Raw genomic sequence first — 12874 nt, forward strand, 5'->3', positions numbered from 1 at the left:
GGTCTCCTCCGCGGTCGAGGGGGGTGCGGCCGCCCGCGGGTGCGGGCGCTGCTGCCACGGTACCGCCCGCGGGTGCGGGCGAGCCCGCCACGGTCCCGCCCGCGACGCTCAGCCGTGGGTGGCGGCCAGCGCGGTGCGGACGACGTCGGCCGGGTCGGCCCGGGCCGCCCAGGCCGCGCGCTGGTGCCGGGCGCCGGTGCCCCCGCGCAGCACGGCCGCCGTGCCGTCCTCGACCGCGGCGAGCTCCCCCTGGTCCTCGAGCACGGGGCCCACGTGCGCGAGCAGCTCGCCCACCACCTCGGCGGCCGGGGCCGGTGCGCCCGTGGCGGGCGAGACCAGCGGCCCCTCGGTGCCCGAGGCGCTCGCCTGCCACGACCACGCCCGCAGCACGCCGGTGTCCACGTCCGGGGCGGGCACCCCTGCCCTGGCCTGCCGGGCGGCGGTCTCCACGAGGGCCCGCACCAGGGCGGCGAGCACCGCGGTGTGCCCCGCGTCGAGGCACACGTCGGCGATGCGCACCTCCACGGTCGGGTAGCGGGCCGAGAGGCGGGCGTCGAAGTAGAGCATCCCGCGGTCGCGGGCGACGCCGCTGCGCAGCAGCGCCGCGCAGTGCTCCTCGTAGGCCGCCGCGGAGCCGAGCACGTCGCGGGGCCCGGACGTGGGCCACCGGGCCCAGGTCTGGTAGCGGAAGCTGGCGAACCCGGTGTCGCGCCCGTACCACAGCGGGGAGTTGGCGCTGAGGGCGAGCAGCGCGGGCAGCCAGACGCGGACGCGGTCGAGCACGGCCACGCCCTCGGCGGCGCCGGTGACGCCCACGTGCACGTGCAGCCCGCACGTGAGCTGCTCGCGGGCCACGAGGCCGTAGTGCTCCCGCAGCCACGCGTAGCGCGGGTCCGGGGCGGGGTGGGGCTGCTGCGGGGCCACCGGTGCGGCGAGGGCCACGGCGCGGGCGCCCACCCGGCGGGCGGCGGCGTCGGCCAGCTCGCGGCCCCGGCGCACGGCCTCGAGCTGCTCGGCCAGGCCCCGGACCGGGGGGCCCGCGACCTCGATCTGCTCCTGCTGCAGCTCCGTGGTGACGTGGTGGCCGCTGCCGGGCCCCGGCGCGGCCCGCTCGGCGTGCCGCCGCACGGCCTCCGGACCGGCCGGGGCCGGGACGAACGAGTCGGCGTCGACGAGCAGCAGCTCCTCCTCGACGCCGAAGGTGCGGAGGGGGCCGGGGGTCGGGGTCACGGACGTCACCACCATCGGGACCGGTCGGGCCGCCGGGGCGGGCGCGGGACGCTCCGCCGTCGTCGCCGCGCGGGACGCGTCGGCGCACGGCGAGCGTAGCACCGCACCCCCGCCCTGCCCGGGGACCGGCGGGACCTTGACGCGTGGACCCGGGCGGGGTTCGCTGGGTCCCGGGAGGGGTCCGGCGGGCGCGCCGCGCGCAGACCGGGCCCCGGAGGGAGCGCGATGGACGTCCCGGTCTGGGGGTGGGCGGCCGTGCTCGCCGGGATCGCGGCGATGCTCGCCGTCGACCTGCTCGCCCACCGCCGCCCCCACGCCATCGCGGTGCGGGAGGCGGCGGCCTGGACGGCGGTGTGGGTCGCCTGCGGGACCGGCTTCGGCGTGCTCGTCTGGGCGCTGTGGGGGGCGCGGGCCGGCCAGGAGTACTTCTCGGGCTACCTGGTCGAGAAGTCCCTGTCGGTGGACAACGTCTTCGTGTGGGCCGTGCTCCTGTCCTGGTTCGCCGTGCCGCCCCGCTACCAGCACCGGGTGCTGTTCCTCGGGGTGGTCGGGGCGCTCGTGCTGCGCGGCGCGTTCATCGCCGCCGGGGCCGCGCTGATCCACGCCTTCGAGGGCGTCCTCTACGTCTTCGCGGCCTTCCTGCTGTGGACCGGCTGGCGGATGGCCCGCCAGCGGGAGGCGCAGCTGAACCCGGACCAGTCCGCGGTGCTGCGCCTGTTCCGGCGGGTGGTGCCCATGACCGACGCCTACTACGGCCAGCGCCTGCTCGTGCGCACCGGCGGCGCGCTGCGGGCCACCCCCCTGCTGGCCGTGCTCGTGCTCGTCGAGGCCACGGACCTGCTCTTCGCCCTCGACTCCATCCCGGCGGTCTTCGCCGTCACGGACGAGCCGTTCCTGGTGTTCACCGCCAACGCCTTCGCGGTGCTCGGGCTGCGCGCGATGTACTTCCTGCTCGCCGACCTCATGCACCGCTTCGTCCACCTGCGCCTGGGCCTGGCCGCCGTGCTGGTGTGGGTGGGGGTGAAGATGGCGCTGAAGGTCCACGTCGTGGAGATCCCCACGGGGCTGTCCCTGGCGGTGATCGCGGCGCTCGTGGGGACCTCCGTCCTCACGAGCCTGCACGCCACGCGCGGGCAGGGCCGGCGCCCGGCCGAGCGCCCGGAGCACCCGCCCTTCCGGGCCGCCTCCGCGGCCGAGGTGGCCGCGGCGGAGCCGCTGTGGCGGCGGCCCCGCCGCTGAGCGCACGGCGCGCCGGTCGCGCCGCGACACGATGCGGGAACGAACCGCCCCGGATGCGAAGATCGACGGGAGCAGGGCCGGACCAGGCCGCCCCGGACGCAGGAGGACCACGCATCCCCATGGACGACCGATCCACGCCCCGCCGGGCCCAGGCCCCCGCGGCCGGCCGGGCGGCCCGCCGCCCGACCGGCCGGGTGCAGGCCGTGGACGCGGCCCGCGGCCTGGCCCTCGTCGGGCTGACGGCCATCCACTTCCTGCCCGCCGCCTACGAGGGCACGAGCACCCCCACGCTGTCCTGGCTGCTGTTCGCGGGGGACTCCGCGGCGCTGTTCGCCCTGGTCGCCGGGGTGGGACTGGCCCTGTCCTCCGGGGGCCGCCGCCCCCGGACCGGCCGGGAGATGCGGGCCGTGCGGGCCGGGATCGCGGTGCGGGCCCTGCTCATCGCGGCGCTGGGCCTGAGCATCGGCTACCTGCTGCCGCAGGAGTTCCCGCCGGCGATCTCCATCCTGCCCGCCTACGGCGTCTTCTTCCTGCTCTCCCTGCCGTTCCTGGGCCTGCAGGTGCGCACGCTGCTGATCTGCGCGGGGGCGGCCGCGGTCCTCGCCCCGCTGCTGGTCCACGCCGTGGGCGGGCGGCTGCCGGAGTACTCCTCCCACAACCCCACCTTCGCCCACCTCGTGACCGAGCCGGCCGCCCTGCTCTCCCAGCTGCTGCTGACGGGCACCTACCCCGCCCTGCCGTACCTGGCCTACCTGCTCACGGGCCTCGCCGTCGGCCGGCTCAACCTCAACAGCCGGCGCGTCCAGGGCGGGCTGCTGGCCGCGGGCGCGGGCCTGGCGGCGGTGGCGAAGCTGGTCTCGTGGCTGCTGCTCTACGCCACGAGCGGGTACATGACGCTGCTCTACAGCATCCCCGAGCTGACCCGGCAGCAGCTCGACGACATGATCGTCTTCGGCCCCTCCGAGGCCCTGCCGACGAACTCCCTGTGGTGGCAGGTGCTCTCCGCCCCGCACGCCAACACGCCCTTCTCCGTGCTGTGGAGCCTCGGGGTCGCGGTGGCGGCCGTGGGCGCGCTGCTGCTGATCGCCCGGCGCTACGGCGCGTGGCTGAACCCGCTGGCGGCCGTGGGCGCGATGACCCTCACCCTCTACACCGGCCAGCTCGTGCTCCTGTCCTTCGAGGTGCACTACGCCTACCCGCTGCTGTGGTGCCTGGCCGTGCTGGCGCTCTCGGTGCTGTTCGCCCTCGCGTGGCGCCACGCCTTCGGCCAGGGCCCGCTCGAGCGCGTCGTCTCGGGCGCCGCCGGAGCCGCCCGCCGGAGGGTCCTCGCCCGGGGCGCGGCGGACGGCACCGCCTGAGCCCCCCGGGGGGCTCCCAGGAACGCTCCCTATCCTGTCCCGGTGCTGACCCTGCGCGCCCTGGACCCCGGCGACCGGGCGGCGGTCGTGGCCTTCCTGCTGGCCGACCCCGCCCACGCCCGCACGTGCTTCGACCGCGACCCCGTGCCCGCGGACGCGGACGACCTGCTCTCCTCGGCCGGCTACGGGCCGGGCCGCCACCGCCACGCCCTCGTCGGGGCCTTCGACGACGGCGTGCTGGTGGGACTGCTCGACCGCGTGCTGGGCTGGCCCACGCCGCAGACGGCCTACCTCGGGCTGGTGCACGTGCACCCGCGGCGGCGGCGGGCCGGCGTCGGCGCCGCCCTGCTGGCGCACGCCGAGCAGGAGGCGCGGGACGGCGGCTGCCGTCAGCTGATGCTCTCCGTCGTGGCCCGCCACCACGAGGCCCGCGCCCACTGGGACCGGAGGGGGTTCCGCCTGCTGACGGCCCGCGGGGAGCGCACGGCGGGGCCGCTGGAGTCCGTGGTGATGCACCGTCCCGTGCCCGCTGCACCCGGCCCCGCGGCGGACGGCGCGGCGGCCGCACCGGGGCCCGCCGGTGACGGGCCGGCTCAGTCCCCGGAGGCCAGCCGGGCGGCCTGCTCGAGGATCTCCCGGCGCAGCCTCGAGCCCACGAGCACCTCGCGGCCGTCCGCGGTGGTGACCCGGTAGAGCGTCCGGCCGCCGACCTCGACGGCCCCGTCCCGGCCGGCCCCGGGCACCGCCCCGGCCGCCCGCGAGGGAGCGTCCTGGGCCTCCCGGCGCCGTCGCTTCTTGGCCGCCCGGTGGGAGGCGGCGCCGGGAACGGTTCGCTGCGCGAACTCGCTCATCGGCAGGCTCCTCTCCGGCGGCAGCCCGACGGGAACGGACTGTGCCCCCACTCTACTCCGCGCCGCCGCGCGTGTCCGCGCCCGGGCCGCCGTCCTCGTCCCAGCGCCGCGCCAGGTGGCGGCTCAGCGCCGCCCCCACGGCGCGGAACATCCGGTCGTCCTGCCGCGGCGGGCGCCACGACCCGGGGCGGCGCAGCTCGTTGAGGGCCGTGAGGCCGGCCAGCTGCCGCACCGGGTGCTCGTCGTCGGAGGCGGCGTCGAGGGCCCACTCGACCCGCTTCCACCACTGGTCGGCCCGGTAGACCTGGAAGGCCACGAGGACCACGGCGGCCGGGATGAACGCCGCGACCGCCCGCCAGGCCTCCGCCAGCACGCCCCAGGCGGCCGCGTCCCAGCGTCCCGTGGCCACCAGGAGCCAGGTGGTGCCCACGGACAGCACGGCGGCCAGGAGGAGTCCGGCCACGGCCAGCCCGATCGCGGGGACGCGCAGGGATCGGCCCACGGCGCCCTCCTTCCTGGATCCTCGCGGCGGGGCCCGGCGCCCCCGGTGCCCGGTTCCCGTCAGAGCACCCGGTGCCGGTCCGGTGCGGGTGCCACGCCGCCCGTCGTCGAACATGTGTTCGAACACCACGATAGCCGATCCGGGTCCTGCGCGCCCGCCGCGGAGCCGCATCGCCCCGGCGTGGCGGGCGGTCATCGGCTAGCGTGACAGGCAGCGCCACCGGCGCCGGCAGGCGGAGCGCCCGCGTGCCGTGGACCCACAGGAGGAACCATGCCGAAACCCGTCGTCAGCACGGCCAGCACCGTCTGGAACGGAGACCTCTTCTCCGGCTCGGGCAGCACGCGCCTGGAGGGCTCGGGCCTGGGCCCGTTCGACGTCGACTGGAAGACCCGCGCCGAGGAGGGCGCGGGCGAGCGCACGAGCCCCGAGGAGCTCCTGGCGGCCGCCCACGCCACGTGCTTCTCGATGGCGCTGTCGAACATGCTCGCGGGCAACGACACCCCGCCGACCCGCCTGGACTCCTCCGCCGAGGTCACGTTCGTGGCCGGGGAGGGCATCACGGGGATCCGGCTCGTGGTGCGGGCGGAGGTCGCCGGCCTGGACGCCGAGGACTTCGCCCGGATCGCGGAGGAGGCCAAGGCCGGCTGCCCGGTCTCGCAGGCGCTGTCCGTGGACATCACCCTGGACGCGGCGCTGGCCTGAGCGTCCGCCGCGTCCCGGCAGGGCGGCCCGGCAACGGGACGAGCCCCCGGACCTGGTGGTCCGGGGGCTCGTGGTGGTGACCCCAGCGGGATTCGAACCCGCGTTACCGCCGTGAGAGGGCGGCGTACTAGGCCGCTATACGATGGGGCCGTGCCGTGCCGGTCCCGGGGTTCCCCCGCACCGGCCTGGAACACTGTAGCAGACCCGCGGCGGGCCGCCGAATCCGGCCGGCCCTGCCGGACGGGAGGCCCGCCCGCCCGAGCCGGGCCCGGACGCGCGAGAACCCCCGGACCACGTGGTGGTCCGGGGGTTCTCGGGACGGTGACCCCAGCGGGATTCGAACCCGCGTTACCGCCGTGAGAGGGCGGCGTACTAGGCCGCTATACGATGGGGCCGTCCTGCTCCTGGCGGAGCAGAGCTGGGATACCAGGACTCGAACCTAGAATGACGGTACCAGAAACCGTAGTGTTGCCAATTACACCATATCCCACTGCTGTCCCCGGTCCTGCGGCTTCCCGCACCGACCGGCGCAACGCAAGAAGACTATACCGGGCTGCCGGGCACTCGGCAACTCGGGGGCGCCGCGGACCGGGAACGGCTCAGCCGAGCTCGGCGGCCAGCGCGCGCAGCCGGGTCAGGGAGGACTCCCGGCCGAGGATCTCCATCGACTCGAACAGCGGCGGGGAGATCCGCCGTCCGGACACCGCGGTGCGGACCGGCCCGAAGGCCAGGCGCGGCTTGATGCCCAGCCCGTCCACGATGGCCTCCCGCAGGGCGGTCTCCAGCGCGGGAGCGGTCCACTCCGTCAGCGGCTCGAGGGCGGCCAGCGCGGCCCGCAGGACCTCGCCGGCGGAGTCCTTGAGCTGCTTGCGGGCGTCGTCGGCGATCTCGATCCCGTCGTCGCCGGCGAAGAGGAAGGACAGCAGCTCGGGGGCCTCCCCGAGCAGGTTCATCCGCTCCTGGACCAGCGGCGCGGCCCGGTCGAGGATCTCGTTCTCGCGCTCGTCGAGGCTCTCCCCCACCACGCCGGCGGCCCGCAGGTACGGGACGAGACGGTCGCGGAAGTCCTGCGGGTCGAGCATGCGCACGTGCGTGCCGTTGATGGCCGTGGCCTTCTTGAGGTCGAAGCGGGCCGGGTTGGCCAGCACGTCGTGGACGTCGAAGTGGGCCACGAGCTGCTCGACGGTGAACACGTCCTCGTCGGCGGACAGCGACCAGCCGAGCAGGGCCAGGTAGTTGAGCAGCCCCTCGGGGACGAAGCCGCTGTCCTTGAGGTGGAAGAGGCTGGACTCGGGGTCGCGCTTGGACAGCTTCTTGTTGCCCTCCCCCATGACGTAGGGCAGGTGGCCGTACTCGGGCACGCAGGTGGCGATGCCGAGCTCCACGAGCACCCGGAACAGGGCGATCTGCCGGGGCGTGGAGGAGAGCAGGTCCTCCCCGCGCAGCACCTGGGTGATCTCCATGAGGGCGTCGTCGACGGGGTTGGTGAGGGTGTAGAGGGGCTGGCCGTTGGCGCGGACCACCACGAAGTCGGGGATGGACCCGGCCCGGAACACGATCTCCCCGCGGATCATGTCGGTCACGACGATGTCCTCGTCGGGCATCCGGAAGCGCAGCACCGGCTCGCGGCCCTCGGCCCGGTAGGCCGCGACCTGCTCGGGGGTGAGGTCCCGGTCGAAGTTGTCGTAGCCCAGCTTGGGGTCGCGCCCGGCGGCGCGGTGGCGGGCCTCGACCTCCTCGGGGGTCGAGTAGCACTCGTAGACGGCGCCGTGCTCGCGCAGCCGCGCGGTGACGTCCGCGTAGATCCCCAGGCGCTCGGACTGCCGGTAGGGCCCGTGCGGGCCGCCGGTCTCGACGCCCTCGTCCCAGTCGATGCCGAGCCAGTGCAGCGCCTCGAGCAGCTGCTGGTAGCTCTCCTCGGAGTCCCGCAGGGTGTCGGTGTCCTCGACCCGGAACACCATGGTGCCGCCGGTGTGGCGGGCGTGGGCCCAGTTGAACAGGGCGGTGCGGATCAGCCCCACGTGGGGCGTGCCCGTCGGCGACGGGCAGAAGCGCACGCGCACCGGGGTGGCGGCGGGATCGGGGACGGCCGGGGTCAGGGGCTGTGCAGTCATGGCTCTTTCGGTGGGATCGGCGGGCGGGAGCGGGTGGGGCGGGACCGGGGTCCTCAGCGGCGCAGGAGGGTGGGCAGGACGCCGATGCCCTCGACCTCGACCTCGAGGCGGTCGCCCTCGTCGACGAGGCCGACGCCGGCGGGGGTGCCGGTGAGGAGCACGTCCCCGGGCAGCAGCGTGAACGCCTGGGAGGCGTAGGAGACGAGGGCCGGGACGTCGAAGACCATGTCGCGGGTGCTGCCGTCCTGCTTCGTCGTGCCGTTGACGCGGCTGCGCACGGCCACGGCGGAGGTGTCGAGGTCGGTCTCGATCCACGGCCCGAGCGGGCAGGCGCCGTCGAAGCCCTTGGCGCGGGCCCACTGTCCGTCGGTGCGCTGGACGTCCCGTGCGGTGAGGTCGTTGGCGCAGGTGTAGCCGAAGACGACCTCGGGCACGCGCTCCACGGGGACGTCCTTGCACATCCGCCCGATGACCACGGCGAGCTCGGCCTCGTAGGAGACCTCCTCGGTCCACGGTGGGAGGGTGACGGGATCGCCGGGGCCGGCCACCGAGGTGTTGGGCTTGAGGAAGAGCATCGGCGAGGCCGGCACCTCGTTGCCCAGCTCCGCGGCGTGGTCGGCGTAGTTGCGGCCCACGCACACGATCTTGGAGCGGGGGATCACCGGGGCCAGGAGCCGGACGTCGGCCAGGCGGTGGGTCCGGCCGGTCGGGTGGATCCCCGTGTAGAAGGGGTCCCCCGCGAGGGCCGTGACCGTCTCGTCGCCGGGCTCCCCCTGGACGGTGCCGAAGTGGATCTCGTTGTCGACCGTGAACCTGGCAATGCGCATGTCCCCCAGGCTATCCCACGGCCGCCCCGTGTCCCGGCCCCCGGTGCGGGTGCGGGCCCGCACCGGGGGCAGGGCTCAGACGAGGCGGGTGAGCCAGCCGTGGGGGTCCTCGGCGCGGCCGGTCTGGATCTCCAGCAGCTGCCGGCGGATGTCCATGGTGACGGGCCCGGGCCGGGCGTCGTCGTCGCCGATGGCGCCCTCCGTGCTGACCAGCCGGCCGATGGGGGTGATGACGGCGGCGGTGCCGCAGGCGAAGGCCTCGGTGATCCGCCCGCTGCGCCAGCCCTCGCGCCACTCGTCGAGGGTGAAGCGCCGCTCCTCGACCGTGAGCCCGCGGTCGCGGGCGAGCTGGAGGATCGAGCTGCGGGTGACGCCCTCGAGGATCGTGCCGGTGAGCTCGGGGGTCACGAGGGTGCCGTCGTCGTGGACGAAGAACACGTTCATCCCGCCGAGCTCCTCGACGGCGTCCCCGCGGTCGCGGTCGAGGAAGAGCACCTGCTGGCACCCGTGGGCCTCCCCCTCGATCTGCGCGATCAGCGAGGCCGCGTAGTTGCCGCCGCACTTGGCGGCGCCGGTGCCGCCGCGGCCGGCGCGGGCCCAGTCGCGGGAGAGCCAGATGTCGACCGGCTGCACGGGCCCGCCGAAGTAGTTGCCGGCCGGGGAGGCGATGACCGAGTAGAGCACCTGCCGGGAAGGGCGCACGCCCAGGAACGCCTCGGTGGCGATCATGAACGGGCGCAGGTAGAGCGACTCGCCCTCGCCGTCCGGCACCCACTGCTCGTCCACGGCCACGAGCTCCCGGAGGGAGTCGAGGAAGAGCTGCTCGGGCAGCTCGGGCAGGGCGAGGCGGCGGGCGGAGCGGTTGAGGCGGGCGGCGTTGGCCTCGGGGCGGAAGGTCCACACGGACCCGTCCGCGTGCCGGTAGGCCTTCAGCCCCTCGAAGATCTCCTGGCCGTAGTGGAGCACGGCGGCCGCGGGGTCCAGCACGAGGGGCCCGTAGGGCTCGATCCGCGGGTCGTTCCAGCGGCCGGTGCCCGCCACGACGTCGCCGAACCAGTCGATCTTGACCATGTGGTCGGTGAAGTTCGTGCCGAAGCCCGGGTCGGCGAGGATCGCCGCCCGGACCTCCTCCGGGACGGGGTCCTGGGTGAGGTGGTGGGCGAAGGTCGTGGGCTGAGTGGTCACTGCGTCTCCCTGCGAGGTCGACCCCGTGGCGACCGGCACGCGGGGCGTAGCTTGTCGTTCGCCCCCAGCCTATCCCCCGCCGCGCCGGCGGCGGTGCGGCGGGGCGCGGGGCTCAGCCCAGGGCGGCGACGACCGCGTCGCCCACCTGGGCCGTGGTGCGCTGCTCGTTCCCGTGGGCGGCGAGGTCCCGCTCGACGGCGGCCTCCACCCTGGCGGCCAGCGCGGGGTGGCCGAGGTGGTCGAGCATCATCGCGGTGGCCAGGATCGCGGCCACCGGGTTCGCCCTCTGCTGCCCGGCGATGTCCGGCGCGGAGCCGTGGACGGGCTCGAACATCGACGGGGCGGTGCGGTCGGCGTTGATGTTGCCGGCCGGGGCCAGGCCGATCCCGCCGGTGACCGCCCCGGCCAGGTCGGTGAGGATGTCGCCGAAGAGGTTGTCGGTGACGATCACGTCGAAGCGGGCCGGATCGGTGGTCAGGAAGATCGTCGCCGCGTCCACGTGCAGGTAGTCCACCTCGACCTGCGGGAACTGCGCGCCGACCTCCTCGACGAGCCGGGCGTAGAGCCGTCCGGCGTTGACCAGCACGTTGTGCTTGTGCACGAGCGTGAGCTTCTTGCGCTCGCGGCGCGCGGCGAGCTCGAAGGCGTAGCGCACGAGCCGGCGCACGCCGTGGGCGGTGTTGAGGGAGACCTCGGTGGCGATCTCCGCGTCCGTGCCGGCGCGCAGCGTGCCGCCGTTGCCCGCGTAGGGGCCCTCGGTGCCCTCGCGCACCACGACGAAGTCGATCTCCCCGGGCCGGGCCAGCGGGCTCGTGGTGCCGGGGTAGAGCTTCGAGGGGCGCAGGTTGACGTAGTGGTCGAGCGCGAAGCGCAGCCGCAGCAGGACGTCGCGCTCCAGGATCCCGGAGGGCACGCGGGGGTCGCCCGGCGCGGCGCCGACGGCGCCGAAGAGGATGGCGTCGAAGGAGCGCAGCCGATCGAGGGTCTCGTCCGTGAGGGTCTCCCCCGTCGCGAGCCAGTGCTCGGCGCCGAGGCCGAAGCGCTCCTTGGCCACGGTGACGCCCGCGGCGGAGGTCACGGCGTCGAGGACCTTCTCGGCCTCGGCCACGACCTCCGGGCCGATGCCGTCGCCGGGGACGACGGCGATGCTCAGGTGGTCGGGGGCTGCTGCGGCGCGCTGTTCGGTCATGCCGCCAGGATAGGAGCGCCCGGCCCCCTTCCTCCACGGTGCGGACGGTCGTCTCGCATGGCGGACACCGGCGGGCGCCGGTGGCGGGTCAGGAGCGCAGCGCGGCGGGCTCCTCGTAGCGCGGGAAGACGCCCTGCGGGGCCGGCAGCTCGGTGCCCGGCGCCAGTCGCTCGCCGAGGGCGGCGAAGTCGCGGGCCGGGCCCTGGGGCAGGCCGAGCAGGTCCAGCAGGCGCGCGGCGGAGTCCGGCATGACCGGCTGGACCAGCACGCCCACGGTGCGGACCACCTCGAGGGTGGTCCACAGGACCGTGGCCATCCGCTCCGGGTCGGTCTTGCGCAGCTTCCACGGCTCCATGGCGGTGAAGTAGCGGTTGGCGTCGGCGACGGTGCGCCAGATCAGCTCGAGCGCGCGGTGGAACTGCTGCTCGTCGAAGGCGGCGCGCACCGGCTCGAGCAGCCCGGCGGCCGCGTCGAGCAGCTCCCGGTCCTCGGCCGTGGGCGCCCCCGGCCCGGGGACCCGCCCGGCGCAGTTCTTGGCGACCATCGACAGCGAGCGCTGGGCGAGGTTGCCGAGGTCGTTGGCGAGGTCGGAGTTGATCCGGTTGCGGATCGCGTCGTGGGAGTAGCTGCCGTCCTGGCCGAAGGGCACCTCGCGCAGCAGGAAGAAGCGCAGCTGGTCGAGACCGTACTCGGCCACGAGGGCGTGCGGGTCGATGACGTTGCCGACGGACTTCGACATCTTCTCGCCCTGGTTGAACAGGAACCCGTGGGCGAAGACCCTCCGGGGCAGCGGCAGCCCGGCGGACATGAGGAACGCCGGCCAGTACACGGCGTGGAAGCGGGCGATGTCCTTGCCGATCACGTGGGCGTCGGCGGGCCAGTAGGTGCGGAACAGCTCGCCGTCGGTGTCGGGGAAGCCCACACCGGTGAGGTAGTTCGTCAGGGCGTCGACCCACACGTACATCACGTGGTCCGGGTCGCCGGGCACGGGCACGCCCCAGTCGAAGGTCGTGCGCGAGACGGAGAGGTCGGACAGCCCCGAGCGCACGAACGAGGCGACCTCGTTGCGCCGGGTCTCGGGGAAGACGAAGCCCTCGCGCTCGTAGAGCTCCAGCAGCCGGTCCTGGTAGGCGGAGAGGCGGAAGAAGTAGGACTGCTCCTCCGTCCAGGTGACCTCGGTGCCCGTGCCGGTCGAGCGGCGGACACCGTCCTCGCCGACCTCCGTCTCCTCCTCGGCGTAGTAGGCCTCGTCGCGCACCGAGTACCAGCCGGCGTAGGTGCCGAGGTAGATGTCCCCGGCCTGCTCCATGCGCTTCCAGATCGCCGCGGACGCGGCGTAGTGGTCGGGATCGGTGGTGCGGATGAACCGGTCGTAGGAGATGTTCAGGGCGTCGTCCATCGCCCGGAAGCGGGCGGCGTTGCGGTCGGCGAGCTCCCGGGCGGTGAGCCCCTCCCGCTCCGCGGTCTGCTGCATCTTCTGCCCGTGCTCGTCCGTGCCGGTGAGGAAGCGGACGTCGTGGCCGTCCAGCCGCTTGAACCGGGCCAGCACGTCCGTCGCGATGACCTCGTAGGCGTGGCCGATGTGCGGGGCGCCGTTGGGGTACGAGATGGCCGTGGTGATGTAGTACGGGGTGCGGTCGGAGGAAGTCACGGCCTCCACTCTACCGATCCGCCGCG

General features: G+C 74.9%; 12 protein-coding genes and 3 tRNA genes. 4 read left to right on the plus strand and 11 right to left on the minus strand.

The features are described from left to right. Positions 1 to 108: 108 nt before the first annotated feature. Positions 109 to 1230: a glutamate--cysteine ligase gene (locus LQU92_RS10275; protein WP_230780497.1), complete on the minus strand. Its 1122-nt coding sequence runs from the start codon at positions 1228 to 1230 to the stop codon at positions 109 to 111. Positions 1231 to 1455: 225 nt separating this feature from the next. On the opposite strand from LQU92_RS10275, the gene LQU92_RS10280 reads away from it, so the two are divergent. The 3 genes from LQU92_RS10280 (at position 1456) to LQU92_RS10290 (ending at position 4520) form a co-directional block, all read left to right on the plus strand. After that, complete coding sequence (locus LQU92_RS10280) at positions 1456 to 2469, plus strand: TerC family protein (protein WP_112255431.1); 1014 nt, start codon at positions 1456 to 1458, stop codon at positions 2467 to 2469. A gap of 119 nt (positions 2470 to 2588) precedes the next feature. Further along, positions 2589 to 3827 carry a heparan-alpha-glucosaminide N-acetyltransferase domain-containing protein gene (locus LQU92_RS10285; protein WP_230780500.1) on the plus strand — a complete coding sequence of 413 codons (1239 nt, stop codon included), beginning with the start codon at positions 2589 to 2591 and terminating at the stop codon, positions 3825 to 3827. 42 nt (positions 3828 to 3869) lie between these two features. Continuing rightward, positions 3870 to 4520 carry a GNAT family N-acetyltransferase gene (locus LQU92_RS10290; RefSeq protein WP_058859124.1) on the plus strand — a complete coding sequence of 217 codons (651 nt, stop codon included), beginning with the start codon at positions 3870 to 3872 and terminating at the stop codon, positions 4518 to 4520. Here the strand turns inward: LQU92_RS10290 and LQU92_RS10295 are convergent. Beyond that, on the minus strand, positions 4421 to 4678 hold the full coding sequence (locus LQU92_RS10295; protein ID WP_058859125.1) for a hypothetical protein: 258 nt from the start codon (positions 4676 to 4678) through the stop codon (positions 4421 to 4423). The two genes, LQU92_RS10290 and LQU92_RS10295, sit on opposite strands and share 100 nt — an antisense overlap. A gap of 52 nt (positions 4679 to 4730) precedes the next feature. Beyond that, complete coding sequence (locus tag LQU92_RS10300) at positions 4731 to 5180, minus strand: hypothetical protein (RefSeq protein WP_101852101.1); 450 nt, start codon at positions 5178 to 5180, stop codon at positions 4731 to 4733. 270 nt (positions 5181 to 5450) lie between these two features. Between LQU92_RS10300 and LQU92_RS10305 the strand changes: the two genes are divergently transcribed. Beyond that, positions 5451 to 5882, plus strand: coding sequence for an OsmC family peroxiredoxin (locus LQU92_RS10305; RefSeq protein WP_112255433.1), 432 nt, complete (start codon positions 5451 to 5453; stop codon positions 5880 to 5882). Positions 5883 to 5956: 74 nt separating this feature from the next. On the opposite strand, the gene LQU92_RS10310 is transcribed toward LQU92_RS10305, so the two are convergent. From LQU92_RS10310 to metG, 8 genes are all read right to left on the minus strand, one after another. Continuing rightward, positions 5957 to 6032, minus strand: a tRNA-Glu gene (locus LQU92_RS10310). A gap of 172 nt (positions 6033 to 6204) precedes the next feature. Beyond that, positions 6205 to 6277: transfer RNA gene (locus tag LQU92_RS10315), tRNA-Glu, on the minus strand. 23 nt (positions 6278 to 6300) lie between these two features. Next, a tRNA-Gln gene (locus tag LQU92_RS10320) sits at positions 6301 to 6372 on the minus strand. 109 nt (positions 6373 to 6481) lie between these two features. Beyond that, positions 6482 to 7996 carry a glutamate--tRNA ligase gene (gltX, locus tag LQU92_RS10325; RefSeq protein WP_230780503.1) on the minus strand — a complete coding sequence of 505 codons (1515 nt, stop codon included), beginning with the start codon at positions 7994 to 7996 and terminating at the stop codon, positions 6482 to 6484. A 53-nt stretch (positions 7997 to 8049) separates the two neighbouring features. Then, positions 8050 to 8823, minus strand: a complete 774-nt coding sequence (locus LQU92_RS10330; RefSeq protein ID WP_058859129.1) for a fumarylacetoacetate hydrolase family protein — start codon at positions 8821 to 8823, stop codon at positions 8050 to 8052. A gap of 75 nt (positions 8824 to 8898) precedes the next feature. Next, on the minus strand, positions 8899 to 10008 hold the full coding sequence (locus tag LQU92_RS10335; protein ID WP_112254918.1) for a branched-chain amino acid aminotransferase: 1110 nt from the start codon (positions 10006 to 10008) through the stop codon (positions 8899 to 8901). A gap of 112 nt (positions 10009 to 10120) precedes the next feature. Beyond that, positions 10121 to 11197 carry a 3-isopropylmalate dehydrogenase gene (locus LQU92_RS10340; RefSeq protein ID WP_230780505.1) on the minus strand — a complete coding sequence of 359 codons (1077 nt, stop codon included), beginning with the start codon at positions 11195 to 11197 and terminating at the stop codon, positions 10121 to 10123. Positions 11198 to 11285: 88 nt separating this feature from the next. Further along, positions 11286 to 12848, minus strand: coding sequence for a methionine--tRNA ligase (gene metG, locus LQU92_RS10345; RefSeq protein WP_230780507.1), 1563 nt, complete (start codon positions 12846 to 12848; stop codon positions 11286 to 11288). Positions 12849 to 12874 lie beyond the last annotated feature (26 nt).

The organism is Kocuria sp. LUK (genome assembly GCF_021012935.1).
Classification (GTDB): domain Bacteria; phylum Actinomycetota; class Actinomycetes; order Actinomycetales; family Micrococcaceae; genus Kocuria; species Kocuria flava.